This is a genomic window from Pseudoalteromonas luteoviolacea (genome assembly GCF_001696455.1).
GTDB lineage: Bacteria > Pseudomonadota > Gammaproteobacteria > Enterobacterales > Alteromonadaceae > Pseudoalteromonas > Pseudoalteromonas luteoviolacea_C.
Map to the genome: position 1 here is coordinate 1863714 of NZ_MAUJ01000001.1, position 17824 is coordinate 1881537.

At 42.0% G+C, this 17824-nt stretch carries 18 protein-coding genes; 6 read left to right on the top strand and 12 right to left on the bottom strand.

The annotated features are described in order from the left end of the window. Nucleotides 1-5 precede the first annotated feature (5 nt). The 3 genes from dapD (at nt 6) to A7985_RS08115 (ending at nt 1647) form a co-directional block, all read left to right on the top strand. Nucleotides 6-833 (top strand): 2,3,4,5-tetrahydropyridine-2,6-dicarboxylate N-succinyltransferase, encoded by an 828-nt coding sequence (gene dapD / locus A7985_RS08105; protein WP_065789893.1) that lies wholly within the window; start codon nt 6-8, stop codon nt 831-833. 106 nt (nt 834-939) lie between these two features. Further along, nucleotides 940-1245, top strand: coding sequence for a hypothetical protein (locus A7985_RS08110; protein ID WP_065789894.1), 306 nt, complete (start codon nt 940-942; stop codon nt 1243-1245). A gap of 36 nt (nt 1246-1281) precedes the next feature. Beyond that, entirely contained in the window at nt 1282-1647 is a 366-nt protein-coding gene (locus A7985_RS08115; protein ID WP_065789895.1) for a hypothetical protein, read from the top strand. Between the two features lie 86 nt (nt 1648-1733). Here A7985_RS08115 and putP read toward each other — a convergent pair whose 3' ends face one another. Beyond that, entirely contained in the window at nt 1734-3212 is a 1479-nt protein-coding gene (putP, locus tag A7985_RS08120; protein ID WP_065789896.1) for a sodium/proline symporter PutP, read from the bottom strand. Nucleotides 3213-3488: 276 nt separating this feature from the next. Here putP and A7985_RS08125 point away from each other — a divergent pair, with 276 nt between their 5' ends. Both A7985_RS08125 and A7985_RS08130 read left to right on the top strand, forming a co-directional pair. Further along, nucleotides 3489-4712, top strand: a complete 1224-nt coding sequence (locus A7985_RS08125) for an EAL and HDOD domain-containing protein (protein ID WP_065789897.1) — start codon at nt 3489-3491, stop codon at nt 4710-4712. Between the two features lie 228 nt (nt 4713-4940). Next, nucleotides 4941-6968 (top strand): TonB-dependent copper receptor, encoded by a 2028-nt coding sequence (locus A7985_RS08130; RefSeq protein WP_065789898.1) that lies wholly within the window; start codon nt 4941-4943, stop codon nt 6966-6968. Nucleotides 6969-7215: 247 nt separating this feature from the next. Here A7985_RS08130 and A7985_RS08135 read toward each other — a convergent pair whose 3' ends face one another. Further along, a complete protein-coding gene (locus A7985_RS08135; protein ID WP_065789899.1) occupies nt 7216-8154 on the bottom strand; it encodes a hypothetical protein in 939 nt (312 codons plus the stop codon). Between the two features lie 710 nt (nt 8155-8864). Between A7985_RS08135 and A7985_RS08140 the strand changes: the two genes are divergently transcribed. After that, nucleotides 8865-9905: a helix-turn-helix domain-containing protein gene (locus A7985_RS08140; protein WP_065789900.1), complete on the top strand. Its 1041-nt coding sequence runs from the start codon at nt 8865-8867 to the stop codon at nt 9903-9905. Nucleotides 9906-9992: 87 nt separating this feature from the next. On the opposite strand, the gene A7985_RS08145 is transcribed toward A7985_RS08140, so the two are convergent. Genes A7985_RS08145 through ccmA form a run of 10 tightly spaced genes read right to left on the bottom strand, consistent with a single transcriptional unit; the run spans nt 9993 to nt 17735 of the window. Continuing rightward, entirely contained in the window at nt 9993-10724 is a 732-nt protein-coding gene (locus tag A7985_RS08145) for an MlaA family lipoprotein (protein ID WP_065789901.1), read from the bottom strand. Beyond that, nucleotides 10725-12002: a c-type cytochrome biogenesis protein CcmI gene (gene ccmI, locus A7985_RS08150; protein WP_065789902.1), complete on the bottom strand. Its 1278-nt coding sequence runs from the start codon at nt 12000-12002 to the stop codon at nt 10725-10727. It lies immediately after the preceding gene. Beyond that, nucleotides 11999-12469: a cytochrome c-type biogenesis protein gene (locus A7985_RS08155; RefSeq protein ID WP_065790059.1), complete on the bottom strand. Its 471-nt coding sequence runs from the start codon at nt 12467-12469 to the stop codon at nt 11999-12001. Before A7985_RS08155 ends, ccmI begins: the two co-directional genes overlap by 4 nt. Then, nucleotides 12465-13043, bottom strand: coding sequence for a redoxin family protein (locus A7985_RS08160; RefSeq protein ID WP_065789903.1), 579 nt, complete (start codon nt 13041-13043; stop codon nt 12465-12467). Before A7985_RS08160 ends, A7985_RS08155 begins: the two co-directional genes overlap by 5 nt. A 4-nt stretch (nt 13044-13047) precedes the next feature. Further along, nucleotides 13048-15000 (bottom strand): heme lyase CcmF/NrfE family subunit, encoded by a 1953-nt coding sequence (locus A7985_RS08165; protein ID WP_065789904.1) that lies wholly within the window; start codon nt 14998-15000, stop codon nt 13048-13050. A gap of 1 nt (nt 15001) precedes the next feature. Continuing rightward, nucleotides 15002-15481 carry a cytochrome c maturation protein CcmE gene (gene ccmE / locus A7985_RS08170; RefSeq protein ID WP_063370671.1) on the bottom strand — a complete coding sequence of 160 codons (480 nt, stop codon included), beginning with the start codon at nt 15479-15481 and terminating at the stop codon, nt 15002-15004. After that, complete coding sequence (gene ccmD, locus A7985_RS08175; protein ID WP_065789905.1) at nt 15478-15684, bottom strand: heme exporter protein CcmD; 207 nt, start codon at nt 15682-15684, stop codon at nt 15478-15480. Before ccmD ends, ccmE begins: the two co-directional genes overlap by 4 nt. Nucleotides 15685-15686: 2 nt before the next feature. Beyond that, nucleotides 15687-16424, bottom strand: a complete 738-nt coding sequence (locus A7985_RS08180) for a heme ABC transporter permease (protein ID WP_065789906.1) — start codon at nt 16422-16424, stop codon at nt 15687-15689. 1 nt (nt 16425) lies between these two features. Further along, nucleotides 16426-17112: a heme exporter protein CcmB gene (gene ccmB, locus A7985_RS08185; protein ID WP_063370674.1), complete on the bottom strand. Its 687-nt coding sequence runs from the start codon at nt 17110-17112 to the stop codon at nt 16426-16428. Beyond that, nucleotides 17112-17735, bottom strand: coding sequence for a cytochrome c biogenesis heme-transporting ATPase CcmA (ccmA, locus tag A7985_RS08190; RefSeq protein ID WP_081310464.1), 624 nt, complete (start codon nt 17733-17735; stop codon nt 17112-17114). Before ccmA ends, ccmB begins: the two co-directional genes overlap by 1 nt. Between the last annotated feature and the right edge of the window lie 89 nt (nt 17736-17824).

A 17824-nucleotide genomic window follows, 5' to 3' on the forward strand; every position in this document is an offset into this window, starting at 1 on the left:
ATACTATGTCGGATTTAAAAAGTATTATTGAACAAGCATGGGAAAACCGTGACAACATCACACCTTCTAGTGTTGCCCCTGAAATCAAAAAAGCCATCACAGACTCTTTAGAGCTGTTAGATTCAGGCGCTGCGCGCGTTGCTGAAAAAATCAGTGATGAGTGGGTAGTGCACCAGTGGCTAAAGAAAGCGGTTTTATTGTCGTTTAGGATCCGAGACAACCAGCCATTGAGTGATGGCGTAAATCAGTTTTATGACAAAGTACCGCTAAAGTTCAGTGACTATACGCCGGAGCAATTTCAACAAGGCGGTATGCGTGTTGTGCCAAATGCCGTGGCGCGTCAAGGTAGTTTCGTAGGCAAAAACGTTGTACTTATGCCGTCATACGTCAATATTGGCGCATACGTTGATGAAGGCACCATGGTTGATACATGGGCTACCGTTGGTTCGTGTGCACAGATTGGTAAAAATGTTCACCTATCTGGCGGCGTAGGCATTGGTGGCGTATTAGAGCCACTACAAGCAAACCCGACAATCATTGAAGACAACTGTTTTATCGGTGCACGCTCTGAGATTGTTGAAGGTGTTATCGTCGAAGAAGGCGCGGTCATTTCAATGGGCGTATATATTTCGCAAAGTACGCGTATTTACGATAGAGAAACGGGTGAAATCCATTATGGTCGCGTGCCGGCAGGTTCAGTTGTTGTACCAGGCTCTCTCCCAAGTAAAGACGGCACACACAGTTTATATGCTGCCATAATCGTTAAAAAAGTAGACAAGCAAACTCGCGAAAAAGTAGGCGTTAATGCCCTACTTCGTTCAGTTCAGGACTAATATCGTCCTTTTACCGTACACCGAGTGGTGTACGGTATTTATCCAAATGGTGACTTTTCAGTCCCTTTCATGCTAAATACATAGCTGATGAAAAAGGACTGAAGTGATGACAAAAACAATACAACCTCAACTTCTCTTATGCATTCTTTGCACACTGCTTTTTGGCTGTACGCATACAACAACAGTGCATGTTTTCGGCAAGTATTTGACCGATGAAGAACTCAACAAATTACACATCGCATTGAATGAGCAAGGGTTAGAAGTTGATACAAATAACCTTGATTTCCCCACCAGCATCTCTCAAAACACCATTCTCCATTCACTCATGCTCAGAGATCCCTCTGCGGTAGAGTCAGTAAGATCTATTGCCATACAACAAGGTTTTGAAATCGCGGATATACAAGGCCTCTAAGAAGGTAATCATTGGTATACCAAGGATGCCATTGCCTTGTATCCGTTTCCTAAAAATAGTGCGAACAGTCCACTACTGAAACAAGCTCTGGCTCGCCGATTTAAAACGACAGAATGTGATCTTTCATTTGATCTCAAACTGTCTTCAAACGGTCATTATGAAATTTCGGGCCCGCCAGTTTCTGACGAAAATAAAAGGCTCTTAAAGGGGACTTGGCACTATGTACAATATCCATACCTTGAACTGCGCCCTTACAAAGGAATAAGTTGGAGCCGCTACTTCGAAATTCACCAAGTCATAAAACAAGATAAGGTAAGCCAGATTGAGGTGCTACAACTACACCCTATTGAAAATCATCATATTACTCAAAATTGCTTCTTCGAAAACGGCGTGAGGATGTGATGGGTATTGTTAACACCACCAATAAAGTGGGGTCAAAAAAGGTGAGCTAATGCTCACCTTTTACGCGTCAGACATGTGAGAGTCGATCACAAACTTCGATTCATTTCTGTGAATTTTTGCTCAATGGTATTAGAAGGTGGTGCAGTCAACAAACTCGCAACCACAATGGCTACCGAAGCAACAACGAAGCCAGGTACGATTTCATAAATAAAGGCACTTGGCGTTTGCCCTGCAATCGTAAACGGTGCATAGATCCATATCAGCACAGTTGCAGTACCGGCAACCATACCCGCTAAAGCCCCTGTAAAGTTCATACGGCGCCAGAATAAGCTAAACAATACCAGCGGACCAAATGCGGCACCAAATCCAGCCCACGCGTTACTCACTAAGCTTAAAATAGTGCTGTTTCGGTCGTGTGCTAAGTAAATCGCTAAAATCGACACCGCAGCTACACTGATACGACCGACCATCACCAACTCCTTTTCAGAAGCCGTAGGTTTAATGAACACCTTGTATACATCTTCAGTCAGTGAACTTGAACTGACTAAAAGCTGAGATGAAATGGTACTCATAATTGCGGCAAGGATAGCAGCCAGTAAGAACCCAGCTATCAAAGGGTGGAACAATAACTCTGACAACACCAAGAAAATCGTTTCAGCATCTTTAATCTGGAGGTTATTTTCATGGGCATACGCTGCACCAAATAAGCCAGTCGTAATTGCACCTAAGGTTGCAACCACCATCCAACTCATACCAATGTTACGTGCAGTCGGCATATCTTTAACGCTGCGTACTGACATAAACCTAACAATAATGTGCGGTTGTCCAAAGTAGCCTAACCCCCAGGACATTGCTGAAATGATACCAATCACGCCACCAGCACCAACCCAAGTCAACATGTCTGGGTTTACCTCTTTCAAGGTACTCAGTAAAGGTTGCTCTAACAAGTTAAAAGTGACAAGCGGCACTAGCACAAGCGCGATAAACATAATACAACCTTGCACAAAGTCGGTCAGACTCACGGCTAAGAAACCACCAAATAAGGTGTACAGTACTACCACGCCAGTCGTTACATACAAGCCAGTCTCGTAACTCATCCCGAACGAGTTTTCAAACAACTTGCCGCCCGCAACGACGCCAGAAGAGGTATATAAAGTGAAAAACACAATAATGACAACAGCAGATACAATACGTAACGCATTACTATTGTCTTCAAATCGGTTAGCAAAATAATCAGGGATCGTGATCGCATCATTGGCGATTTCAGTGTAAACCCGTAGTCTCGGTGCAACGAGTAGATAGTTTAAAAACGCTCCTATCACTAAGCCAATCGCAATCCATGTACTGCTAAAACCGGTTACAAACATTGCACCAGGCAGACCCATTAAGATCCAGCCACTCATATCCGACGCACCAGCTGATAATGCAGCCACACTTGGTGGCAAATTACGCCCACCCAGCATATATCCCGACACATCGTTAGTAGATTTGCGATAGGCATAAAGGCCAATAGCCAACATCACAATAAAGTACAATGCCAGCGATATCATTGTGCCAATTTCCAAAATGACCTCCGATCAAAAGAGCTTCTCTCCGAATAACAGTCAATTTGAATTATTAAACTGGTATTGGAACAAAAGCCAAACACAAAAGTTCACTATATCACGGCCGTATTCAGTCCCCAAGCAAGTCAGCATAAATTGCTGTTATTGAACATTTAACATTCTAAAATATTACCCTTTAGTACGAAAATACTAAATAACTGTAAATTTATTAATGAAATATGCTTTAGATTACCTTATATTTGAACCATAAGATGTAACATACTGGGTGTCTCGTTCATGTATTTTTATGCCGCAAGGCAACCTATTCTAAATATAAATAAAGATGTCGTGGGATATGAACTTCTTTTTCGCGACGGGGTCGATAACGTCTTTCCTAACATAGACGACGTAGAAGCAACCTCAAAGCTTATCGAGGGAAGTCAATTCAATTTTGGTCTTGAAGATCTCACCGATGGAAAACCCGCCTATATCAATTTCACCCTTGAAACGATTCTAAAGGGCTACCCTACCATGATGGGGAGAGATCAGTTGATAGTGGAGATACTGGAGACTGTTCAACCAGGTAAGCGCTTACTCGCAGCCGTGCAAGAATTAAAAGAAAAAGGCTATAAATTGGTCCTTGATGACTACAAACATCAAAAAGTATGGCGACATTTTTATCCATACATTGACCAAATCAAAGTAGACATGCTGGTTACCAGTATCGAAGAAATTCATGAAATTAAACAAGCGATTGTGCCACACCCGCAAATCGAGCTAGTTGCCGAAAAAGTCGAAACTTATGAACAATATCAGCTGGCGTTAGAGTTAGGCTTTACGCTGTTCCAAGGGTTCTTTTTTGCCAAACCTGAAATGGTGCAAACCAAAGCGTTACCCCCTTCAGAAATGGCATTAGCTGAGTTGCTTTACGAAACATCCAGCGTCGACGTTGATCTCAAACGCATCACTCAAGTTTTTGAGCGAGACGTCAATTTGAGTTACAAGCTACTGCGTTACTCAAACTCAGCGGCGTTTAAACGTCGAGCCGAAATTTCAACGATTAAGCAAGCACTTATCGTACTGGGTAATCAGGAACTTAAAAAGTTCTTATCGCTGCTATTTGCATCGCAAGTCGCCTCGGAAAAACCTATGGAGCTTATTCGGCTATCGCTTACCCGTGCTCGGTTTAATGAACTTCTTGCGATTAAACACAAAAAGCTTCCAGACATTGGCATGGCGTTTTTAACGGGTATGATGTCGTTAATGGACGCAATTTTGGATGAAACCATGGAAAGTGTGATGCAAAAGCTACCGCTTACCATAGACATCAAAGATGCCTTGCTACAAGGAGAAGGGTTGTTAGCTGATTACCTTGCACTCGTAATGGCCTATGAACAAGCAAAATGGGATGAAGCCTCACAGCTTACTGATAAACTAGGTTTGGTTGCCGAAGAGTTACCAGAACTTTATCGCGAAGCGCTGCAATGGTGCGACCAACAAATTGAAGTCATGTCCATTTAATCATCACAATTAAAATATCGTGGTATACACACCCAGTGATGCCACTTTATTCCTTACTATGTTGAGCTATATCAAATAGATAAATGTTAACCATTCAGGTGCGACATTTTGTCACATCCCAACAATTCCATCACTCAGTACAATACCCCCAGTCAAACATCAATCCCATTCTCTGTACGCAACTTTCACTTTAAGTTTGCGTTATAAGTACATAACCCGAGGATATAAATGAAACAACGCTTGATCTATGCCGCTGTTGTCGCAGCTTGCACTTGGCAAAGTAATGCCCAAACCGAACAAACTCTCGAACATATCGAAGTCATCGCACCGATGCACAGCCCTCTTGATATAAAAATGGACCCAAAGGCGACAAGACAGCCCCTGCCCGCTCAAGATGGTGCAGATCTACTTTCTAGCATTGCGGGCTTTTCTTTGGTTAAGAAAGGCGGTGCGAGCAGCGATCCGGTTTTCCGTGGCATGGCAGGCTCTCGGATTAATATTGTTACCGACGGCGGAGTTGCGTTAGGTGGCTGTGGAGGCCGAATGGATCCGCCTACCGCCTATATTACCCCTCAAACATACGACACGTTGACCGTCATTAAAGGGCCTCAAACCGTGCTCTATGGTCCTGGAAATAGCGCCGCAACTGTAGTTTTTGAACGAGAGTCAGAACGCTTGTTAGAGTCGGGTATAACAGGATTTGCAAATACCACACTGGGTGAGTTTGGTAGAACTATTTTAAATTCCGATATAAAGGCAGGTACCAAAGAGTATTTTGCTCGCGTTGCTGCAAGCTACAGCGAAGCGGACGATTACCAAGACGGTAACGGTATAGATATTCACTCTGCCTATAAAAAATGGAATTTGGATACTCAGTTTGCCTACACGCCAGATGACAACAGCTTATACAGCATCAGTCTAGGTCGCAGTGATGGTGAAGTTGCTTATGCTGATAGAATGATGGATGGTAGTCTATTCGACAGAACACAGATTGCATTAAAACTAGAGAAATACGAATTGGATGGTTTAATCGATAGCGCAGAAGTAAGTATTTACTATAACAATATTGACCATATCATGGATAACCATAGCTTACGACAGTTTATGCCCAATATGATGATGAAAAATCCGACATCCTCTAACCCTGATAGAAAGACCGCTGGTGCTAAAGTTCTGTTGACATCGGAACTAAATGAAAAAGTCAGTTTATCTTATGGTGCTGACCATCAGCAAAATAGGCATCGCCTGCGGATTAGCCGAGACCACTTTACAACACCTGTTGATTCTCTAGTGCGAACTGAAACTGCCGAATTTAAACAGACCGGTTTATTTGCTGAGCTCGAGTATGGCCTAAGTTCAAATAGTCAATGGGTGACTGGCTTAAGAATAGATGACTGGGAAGCAACAGATCGAAGGCAAACGCGTTCAGTCATGATGCAAGTTATACCCAATCCGACTGCGGACCTAACGCGAGATGATACACTTATCAGTGGCTTCACCCGTTATCAGGCCCAATCAAGTAACGATAGTTATTATATTGGTATTGGTCGTACTGAGCGTTTTCCAGATTATTGGGAGCTCATGGGCGGCGGCCGGGGTGCTGTTGATAGCCCTAGTGCATTTTTAGTGGACCATGAAACCACTGATCAATTGGACATTGGTTGGCTAGGACAATCTACCTCATTTACGCATTCTGTATCACTCTTCTTTAACCGTATAGACAATTATTTATTGACAGATAATCTATACCAAAAGATGGATATGGCCAGTAAAGTGACGAGAAATATCGATGCACAAACTTACGGATTTGAAGCCGAAAGCCGCTATCAAATCAGCAAGCACTTTTCAGCCACCGCAAGCATCAATTATGTTCGAGGCGAAAATCGCACTGATAACATTGCGCTCGCCCAGCAACCTCCTCTGCAGGCCCGAGTAGCATTAAGCTATATTAAAGAAAAATGGCAGTTTGGTGCACTTTGGCGTGTTGTTCAAAGACAACACCGTGTTGCAATTGGCCAAGGTAATATCGCCGGTCAAGACGTGTCACCTAGCCATGGATTTGGGACGTTAGCGTTAAATACATCGTATGAGTACACATCTGATTTAGTTTTTTCTTTGGGCGTAGACAACCTTTTCGATAAAGCTTATGCAGAACATTTAAGTCGCTCCGGAGCCATGGTCGGCGGTTACCCCCAAACGGCGAAAGTCAATGAAGCAGGCCGGACCTTGTGGTTAAATATGAATTGGCAATTTTAGATGTTAGCAATGTCCACATCATATGATAAGGCACTGTGTTCGATTTAAAACACAGTGCACTGAATACTTGGACCACAGAAATCTTCAATCAAATACATAGGCTTTATCATTACCGGCCCATTTTGCTATTCGAAATAGCTAGTCCATGACATAGTCACCTTATGCATATAAACACAGTTAAGTGCATAAGGTGTGCTTATCAAATATCGAAGCTGTCTACCAAACAATGGGCATACCTAATTTACCCTCACATACGACTCAGTGAGTTTAATCTAGTAATTATGTTGTCGTAATCATTTCCTTTAATGTCATCTTTATATGAATTTATCTTCTGATTTCTATATGATGTTGCTATATCGCCTTGATTCATCGGGAACGACTTATATCCCCCTTTGATATGGTCATGCACTTGCCAAACACATCCAGACCAACAGTATGAAATTGGCTTGTCCGTCATCATAACAATGCGATGTGAAATATAGGAGTCGGCCGAATTGCCAAGTTGACTTAGAATGCCTTTCAATTCACTTGCATGCCCTGCGACAAAACCTTTGGTTACTTTTCCATGCAAATATTCCTCAGTGATAATAGCGACAACAAGAGATGTTGTTAACGCATAACTCGCAGTAAGTAACTTCGCATTTTGATTGTAAGTAGAGCGATAAACTCGATGATTTTTCAAGTCAAATGCACGACCTTTAATATCTGAGAGTAAAGCAAAGTCAGGGTTATTTGTTCTGACTGACTCATGGTAAAAATTAAGTAGTTCGCCCAAAGTTTTTAAATCACTTTTAGCTGATTCAAGTTCAGATGTAAGAATATTATCTCTAACAATATTATTTATCTCGTCCAAAGCCTGCTGGTGGAGTCTAACAAACTGAGGAGAGCTACCTCCGCCAAAAATAGCATCAAAAATCAGTGAACCAGCCTGATCAAATATTGCAGACTGAGCCTTATCCAAAATAAAACTGCTCATGGCCGAAAGAGTTAAAGGGTCTACCGATGGTACGACATTATAATCAAAACCATCTGGATAATAATTTTTCCTTTCAACACTTGAAAACTTTATATCACTTCTCGAGATATCTTCTAACGTCACACTATACATTTCGCTCTCTGCATAGCTTGAAGATGAAGATACCGCTAAAAAAACAAGACCCAACTTAACCCCATTAATACCTTTCATGTTTTGCATCCTTTTGTTAATTGAATTTCAAATTTAACTTACACAAATAAAATTCTTATTCAAACCCCAAAAAAACCTAAAAACACAAACACTTTTAAAAATAAAAATTAATAATTAACCAATATCCAAAAAGCTTAAATTTGGGGCATAAAAAATGAAAGTTAAATTCTAGCTAGAGAAGTTCAAAAACCAACTCAAAACATACACTTAAACAATAAAATCAATACTTTAAGAGAATTTTTAAAAGTCACTTTAACCATCTTTCGGATATGTTCAAAGTGAATATTCAAGAAAACAAAAACAAAAAACTTTGAATTTAATGAAACTTCTAAACTAATAAAATCAACAATAAATTTTAAAATATATTTTTTATTCTCTACCTTCTCCTAAAAATCGTTATTTAACATCACAAAATACATGCTATTTATCTTCATAAATCGCTTTTTAAAAGTGGTTATTCGCAGCAGACTACATCGCATTACTTCAATACAAGAGAGCGCTACTCACGAATTTGTATGTCTAAATCTGGATCATAGAAAGCATTAAACCGAAAACTTTTTAATGTTAAATTGTTCCAAATGTAATTAATTTCAAATTAATGTAAATTTATTGATCTTACCCTTGATTTGGAATAGCTTAGGCAAGCCAAGTGGCGCTTTATCAGGCAAGTTTTGTCGTGCAAAATTACAGTCAATTCAACAGGAGGTCTTTTGATAGCTGAATCTTTGAAAGTAATGCATATCATTACTGTATCTTATGTATTGTTTGTCACACTCTCACTAAGAATGATTCAAGGAAAGCTAGCTATAGATCAGGCTCTGTCACTCACGGTGTTTTGGCTATTGGTTATCACACCAATGTTCGAGTATATCGGGTTGGCTTGGAATTACATTCCCTATTTTTTAGTTGCTTTTAGTCACTCTTCTATTCTTCTAGTAGGACCTGTGATACTACTTTATATTCAGCCTCAAAAAGGACATAGATTTGATGTATATAGATTCTCTATTGCATTATTTCCCTTTGCTATATTTTTCACAGCTAGACTGTTGGAAAGAAACGATATACCGAGCTTAATAATTTTAGTATACATATCAAGTTTGACATATTACCAATATATATTTTTTAAAAAATTAAAATCAAAAAACAAAGAAAAAGAAGAGAAAAAGCCTAAATACGACCTCATATCAAAAGAAAAAATTATCGTTTTCTATTTCATACTTTCTATTGCGTATGCTGCTCAAGTCATCGCTGATAAATTGGGTTCTCCTTACTTAAGATTTATTTTGGACATCACAAACATACTAACTTTTTCCTATGTTTTATTATTGTCTAAAAATTATATAATTTTAATCAAAGGATCATTCAGCCCCCCTTCAAAAGACTCAAAGTTCACACATGAATTAATTAAAAGTAAAAAAGAGATACTAGATAACTTGTTAAAAGTAGAGAAAATACATTTACGAAGCGAGTTGTCTTTATCTTGTCTAGCAAAAGAGTTAGAACTCTCTCCAAACCAAACATCTGAACTACTAAATAAACATCTTAAAACGAGCTTCTACTCCCTTATAAATAAATACAGAGTAAAATCTGCGATGTCGAGGATTATGTCATCTGACGAAGAGCTTTCAATAACTGAACTCTATATGTCATCCGGGTTTAGTAACAAAAACACATTCTACAAAGAGTTTAAAAAAGAGTTTGATATTTCACCAAGAAAATTCATCAAGAGTAGATTAATTGACAAGCCCTGAAACAGATTGACACAAATTGAGGAAGGGTCATACACAAAGTAAAAAGCCAGCAAATGCTGGCTTTTTATTGTCTGTAATTTAAATTCTCTAGAGGTTCTCTAAGAAATCATCATCGAAATCTTCTGGTTCTTCTTCCATCGGCGGATTTCCATCATGAAGCTCATATAGCTGCCTTTGAAAGTACACATCCTTTAAGAAGGTATAAGGGTCTAAAGACTCATTTAGAAGCTTTTCCTGTGACATTAATGAAGCGCGCGCTTCAACCGCTCTAAGAGCAAACACAATTAACGTTTGTGGTGTAGATAGTGCGATTTTAGGAATCACCACATTATCGACAATATCGCCCGTGGTGTTTCTAACAGTTGAAGGCCCCATACCTGGGATCATCAAGTATGCACCATCACCGACTCCCCAAACCCCTAGTGTTTGACCAAAATCTTCGTCTTTGTGCTCAAGGCCGATTTCTTTGGCAACATCAAAGAGACCCAAAATCCCGACGGTTGAGTTAATCAGGAAACGTGCAACATTGACACCGGCATCACCGGGCTTTCCCTGTAAGGCGGCATTAATTGCATCGGTCGGCGCAGCAATATTTGTCGTAAAGTTTACAATACTACTGCGTACCGGGGTGGGTGTAATGGCTACGTAGCCTTTTGCAGCAGGGCGCAAAATATACGCATCTAACACATCCATGTTAAAGTCATAGATGGGTCTATTCATAGACTGCAAAGGATCTCGCGGATCTTGCTTTTCTTCTGGGACTTGAGCACACCCCACAAGCATTAGCGCAAGCGCAGCGCCAACAATTTTTTTATACATTTAGCTTCCTGTGCTGGTTATAACACGACTTATAGTAACATTAACCAGTTGCGTACCTTCTTGTCGAACAATCACATCAGATTGACCCTCAAGCTCACCGTCTTGAAGCATGACTGAATCATCTACTGAAATACGCGCAGTTATCACAACTTCTTCAAAGCTTGATAACTTTAGTTCTGGCATCATCGCCATACTATCATTCAAGTTGACCTGTAAAGGCAAGTTAAAAACTGTAAGTTTTTTCACAGCCAGTGGCATTCTCGGTCCGTTTGCTGCTTTTGCGAACACAAACAACGTCGCATTGTTTGGAATTTGCCCAGCCAACTCGCCTGCTATATCAACATTGACGGTCAGCTGAGGCCCTGCTCCCACTTGCTCAGTGCCAGTGCTGTTAGTCGCTATTTTCTGATCAATTTCAGTAATTCTCTGCTTAATAAAACCATAGCGAGGGTCGTTTTGAGTCATTGTCGCAAGTAGTACTTCAAATGCAGACTTAGCTTCAAGCCAATCCTCCCGTTCATAGGCTATCAATGCAAGCAAAGATATCGCGTCAATATTTTGTGGATCTTTTCTAAGCACACGTGACAGCATATGGGCCGCTTTGTTCACACTGGCCTCGGTACCCTCTATCAATAGAGCTTGGCTATAGTTCACCAACACATTGTGGTTGTCTGGTTGCATTACTAAAGCCTTGTCAAATGCCTGCATCGCCATTTCATAATCATTGAGCGACATGGCAACACGACCTAGTAGCATCCAAGCAACTGCGTCGTCGCCACTATTTGCGAGCTTGGTACGTAAACCCAAAGCAAATGCTTGAAGCTCATTTGCCGTTAATGGCTCACCTGTTTGCAACACGGCACGTTCACCATATTCCGGTAATTTTTCTACCGCTTTGTGCCAATTAGTGATTTGTTGATGGCTACCAGTAAAATAGTAAAACACGCTACTTACAACGACAGTAAAGGCAACCCCTGTAGTGGCAAGTACCAGATTGTTGCCCCGTGTGTCCAAAGTTCGCTCCGGAGACAACTCATTAAGCAATCTTCTTTTTAATTCGATGACTGAGTCTTCAAAGTCACCCTGCTCCAAACGCTGATTATCCAGTTCACTTTGAAGTTCTTCTAATCTTTGGTGGTAGATGTCTATACGCTCAGCATTCGCATCATGGTCCACAGAAACGAGCTTTTCTTTACGTAAAAAAGGCACAACCACAAACAAACAACTAAGGACAACGAGTAATACAAACATCCCCCACATTTGTGACAATTCACTCATGAATGACGCTCCTTACGCTGATATTGCTGAATCAGTTTTTCAAGCATTTTTTCGTCTTCAGCACTCCAAAGCTGCTTTTTCGCAGCCTTTTTCTGACGAAAAACAATGAACCCAAACCCTAATATCACAATGACAACTGGCAGCACCCATAAGATGATAGTAGCCGGCGTGACTGGAGGTTGATAATGAACAAAGTAGCCATAGCGGTCTATCATGTAGTCGATAACTTCTTGCTTCGTGTTTCCTTCATGAATTAATGTCAGTACTTTATCTCGTAAGTCTTTAGCCACCACGGCATCAGAATCCGCAATGTTCTGGTTTTGACACTTAGGGCACCTGAGCTCCAAAGTAAGCTCTCGAAAAGTTTGCTCCTGCTCTTTGCTTTTAAACTGATATTTGTCTTCTGCCGCCTCACTGAAACTGGCACTGCACAAAAGGATCACGACAAGTAGGATCACGTTTCTAATTTTCACTACGCAACTCCTCTAGCACGGGTAAAAATTTATTGCGCCATACCCTTTGGTTAATATCTCCAGTATGGTGCAATAAAATAGTGCCTTGTTTATTGACCAAAAATGTTTCGGGTGCACCTGACACGCCAAGGTCTAATGCAAGGGTTCGTTCTAAATCCAAGATGTTAAATTGATATGGGTTACCAGCACGACTTAGCATCATTTGTACTTCTTCGCGCAAAGCATGTATATCAAAATGGTCGCCAAAATCGGGGTCATAGGCTTGTTCATAATACAGCCCGACTATTTTGACTCCCTGCTCCCGCAACCTGGTTAAATATCCCAGCTCCGCGATACAAGTCGGACACCAAGTGCCCCACACATTCATCAAATACACATCCCCTAATAGGTCTTTTTCTGTCCAGCGCTTTTGATCGCTCATTAAATCGGGCAGATTAAAGCTCGGCATGGCTTGGCCCAATCGACCTGTTTGTAATTCTCTTGGATTACCAAACAGGCCCTGATATAAAAAGACACATAAAAACACAAAAATGAGGAAGGGCAAAAAGCCTAATATTTTACGATTCATATTGTTATCCTTTTATCCCTTTATCAACTCGACGACGATAGCGCTTATCGCCAAGCACGATAAACCCAGCAAAGGCAATTAAGAGACCACCCAACCACATCCAACGCACATAAGGCTTGTGATAAATACGTAATGACCAAGCACCGTGACTTAATTGCTCTCCTAAAGCTAAATACAGATCTCTGAAAAATCCGTCATCGATGGCTGCCTCTGTCATAAACTGCATGCCGATATCATACAAACGCTTTTCTGCATATAGCTCAGTTACGAATTCGTCCTCTTTCAAAACGGTAACCACACCTGCATGGCCACTGTAATTTGGCCCACGAATTTCTTTCACACCTTCAAAGCGATACTGGTACTCATTTAACATCGCCACATCGCCCGGCTTCATGGCAACAGCACGCTCTACAGAATAAGCTGAAGTTAATGTTACGCTCGCAATTACAAAGGCTAGGCCAACATGACCTAGCATCATTGCCCAGTAACTCAGTCCCAATCGTTTAACCCCTTCAGTGATAGTCGCTTGGCTAGAGACCTTTTGTAAGAGATCAGATGCGGTCGCAAACACAATCCAAACCGCTAAAGCCGTCGCCAAAAACGTCAGTGGAGTCACTTTTTCATAGCTAGATAACAACCAAGCAGCCGTAGCTACAAGACTTAGCGCCACAATAACGCCCCACTTTTTAACCAGTCCGCTGAGCTTATTTTGTTTCCACCGCAACATAGGTGCCATGCCCAATAAAATCGCAAAAGGCACTATTAAGATGGCAAACATTTGATTGAAAAACGGCACACCGATTGATATGGAACCCAAGCCCAACTCTTTGTGGATCATGGGTAATAAGGTTCCTAGCAAAACAATCAGCGTCGCCACTACTAAGAAGATGTTATTCAGCCAAAGCCCGACTTCTCTTGAAACAAAGCGGTAACGACCTTCACTGTGAACTTGTGCTACACGTGCTGCATATAACGCGAGGCTCCCTCCAACCACAACCGCGAGGAATGACAAGATGTATAGGCCTCGATCTGGATCCGTGGCAAACGCGTGCACAGATACAATGATGCCCGAGCGGACAATAAACGTACCAAGCAAACATAAACTGAATGCAGCGATTGCCAACAATACAGTCCATGACTTAAACACGCCGCGCTTTTCAGTCGCAGCAAGGGAATGAAGCAGTGCTGTTGCAACTAACCAAGGCATCAATGAGGCATTCTCTACTGGGTCCCAGAACCACCAGCCTCCCCAGCCAAGTTCAGCATACGCCCACCAGCTTCCAATGGTGATACCCAAAGTCAAAAATGCCCAAGCAGCCATAGTCCAAGGACGTGACCATTTAGCCCAAGTATTATCTAGTTTACCAGTTAGTAGGGCAGCAATCGCAAAAGAGAACGAGACAGACAGTCCAACATAGCCCATATAAAGAAGTGGCGGGTGAATGATCATACCGGGGTCTTGTAACAGCGGGTTTAGATCTCGCCCCTCTACTGGGAAGTATGGTAGTAAGCGCTCAAACGGGCTGGACATCCACAGCGTGTACAGCATAAAGCCTACGCCCAAAAACCCCAAAACACCTAAAACACGGGCGCGCAACACCCAAGGCAGCGACTTTGACATCATGGCAACGAGTGCCGTCCAAGCAGACTGCATTACTAGCCAAAGTAAAATAGCGCCCTCGTGTCCCCCCCAGGTTGACGTTACTTTATAGTACCAAGGTAACGTACTACTTGAATGGTGAGCCACATAAGCCACTGTAAAATCATCAGTCAAAGTAATATAAATAAGCACAGCAAATGCAAAGAACACGAGTAGACATTGTCCGACAGCTAACGAAGGCGCTGCCCTCATTAACCTTAGATTACCCGTATAGGCACCCCACAAAGGAAAAATACACAGCAGTAAGCTTAGTGCCATAGCCAAAACTAGGGCAAAATATCCTATCTCAGGGACCATACTAGTTCTCGCTATTTAAATTGTACTTGGGCTTTTCGTGTTTAATGCCTTTAACTGCCTCAGCAACTTCAGACGGCATATATTCTTCGTCGTGTTTAGCGAGGACTTCAAATGCTTCAATCACATCTGACTCGATAAGTGTACCTTGCGCAACTATCCCCTGCCCCTCACGGAACAGATCGGGCAGAATACCTTTATAGCGAATTGTTACTAGTGGACCGGTATCAATCAGCTTAAACTCAACGTCTAAAGAGCTCTCATCTCTGACCACTGAACCGGGCACCACCATCCCCCCAATACGCAACTTTTGACCAATAGACGGTTTTTCTTGTTCGGGTCCTTTTCCGTTCACAAGCTCACTCGGCGTATAAAATAGGTTAATATTCTCTTGTAATGCATACAAGGTTAACCCGACTGCGGAGCCGATACCAAAGACCACAGCAAGCACAGTGAGCATTCGCTTTTTTCTTCTTGGATTCATGCCTGCGCCTCCGTTTGTTTTGCTTTCTTAATACGCTCTTCTCGGGACATTTGCCTTTTGACTTCTTGCTTTAGGCGCTTTCCATCATAAAGAGACACAAACAACAACCCAAGAATTATGGCTAAACAGCTACCGAAAGAGAGCCATACATAAAACCCGTAACCGCCCATGGCGATAAAGTCGCTAAATGATTCAAACTGCATAATCAACCTCGACTCACTAACTGACGCACCCAAGGACGGTGCTTATCTGCTTGCATAATTTCATTTTTTAGACGGATCAGAGACATCGCGCCGACAAGGGCTGCAAATCCAAAAATATTAATTAATAACGGCCATAACATTGAAGGATCAATCGCAGATGTATCAAACTTGGTGATAGTTGCTCCTTGGTGCAACGTATTCCACCACTCGACAGAGAAGTGAATAATAGGCAAATTTACAACACCGACAATCGCAAGAATGCAGGCTGCTCTTCCGCCCGCTTTTTTATCTTCAAAAGCATGGTACAAAGACAAAACACCTAAATATAAGAAAAGGAGGATCAGCTCTGAAGTCAATCTTGCATCCCAGACCCACCAAGCACCCCACATAGGTTTACCCCACGCAGCCCCCGTAATGAGTGCAATAGCAGTCATCGCAGCACCAACCGGAGCAATCGCAATCACTGCTAGCTCTGCATTACGTAATTGCCACACAAGGGCAACGATGGCCGCAATGGCCATTGACGAATAAGCGCCCATAGAGAGGATGGCCGACGGTACATGAATAAAAATAATCCGATAGCTGTCTTTTTGTTGATAGTCAGCGGGCGCATACGCTAAGCCCCAAACCCATCCGACTACAACACATATTACAGACACTACCGCGAAGTACGGCAGCAAGGTGTTACACAATTGGTAAGCACGCTCCGCTTTTGCATAGGGATGTAACCACTTCCACATTTTAACTTACACTCACTCTTAAAGCTGACGATATGGCAATTGGTGCTGCTACAAAAGCGACGGCGAGCATAGCACCAAGGATTGCAAGCTGTCCGCTATACGCTAGCGACATAATGCTAGTATCTATTGCAGACGTTGCAAAAATAAGTACAGGTATATACAGAGGCAATACGAGCAAACTCATCAGTATTCCCCCCTTTTGCAGGCCCACTGTCAAGCCTGCTCCTATGGCACCGATAAAACTCAATAAAGGTGTGCCAATTAATAATGTCAGAACCGTTGCGCTGAGCGCCTGCGATTCTAAATTCATAAGTAATGCAAATACAGGGGCCATTACCACCATAGGTAGGCCAGCTGTCGTCCAGTGCGCAGCGACTTTGGCAAGCACAGCCAGTGATAATGGATAGGGAGAAGCAATCAACTGCTCAAGTGACCCATCCATGAAATCATCGCGAAAAATTTTGTCTAACCCTAACATAGTAGATAAAAGTGCTGCGACCCAAATTATGCCAGGTGCCATCCGCGCAAGTAGAGCTGGTTCAGGACCAATTGCTAGAGGAAAAAGGGTTATAACAATTAAAAAGAACAATAGTGGATTGACGATTTCAGCGCGTTGCCTAAATGCTAGCGTAACGTCTTTACGATAAACATTACAAAACAGAGTCCAATACGAATTACTAGCTTGCATTAATGTCTATACTCCAGAACCAGTGTTTGCAACGAATCAAATGAACTGGTGAGATCCTGATGAGTTGTTAACAAAATAGAACCACCGTCATCTAAATGTTCTTGAAAACGGCTCTGCAACATAGCGACGCCGCGCTTGTCAAGCGCCGTAAATGGCTCGTCAAGTATCCATAATTTAGCTTGATTAAGCCACAACCTGACCAGTGCCACCCTACGCTGCTGACCCGCCGACAATGTCCTTACAGGCACATCTTCAAGGCCGACTAAACCGAGTTTGCCAAGGAGGCGATAAATTTCATCTTTATCGCATTGGTAACCATGAACACCAAGCCAATGTCGCACATTTTCGTAGGCGTTCAATTGTAAATTAACACCCGTTTTATGGCCAATAAATAACAATGATTCAGCAAAACTATCGTAATCATCTGTGATATTTTGATTGTTAAACAATACATTACCTTCATCAGGCCGCGAAAATCCAGAGATTATTCTAAGTAGTGAAGTTTTTCCTGCACCATTTGGGCCCTCTACTTGCATGATTTGACCTGGTAACAACGAAAAGTTAAGTGATTCGAACAAACAACGGTCTTGTTTGATACAAGTTAACGCCTTAATCTCTAGCAAAATTTGTTATTCTCACGACCCTTAAATGTGGGCCTAAGTCTATCATAGTGATATGGTAATACGAATAACGCGTTGCAGCCGATTACTGA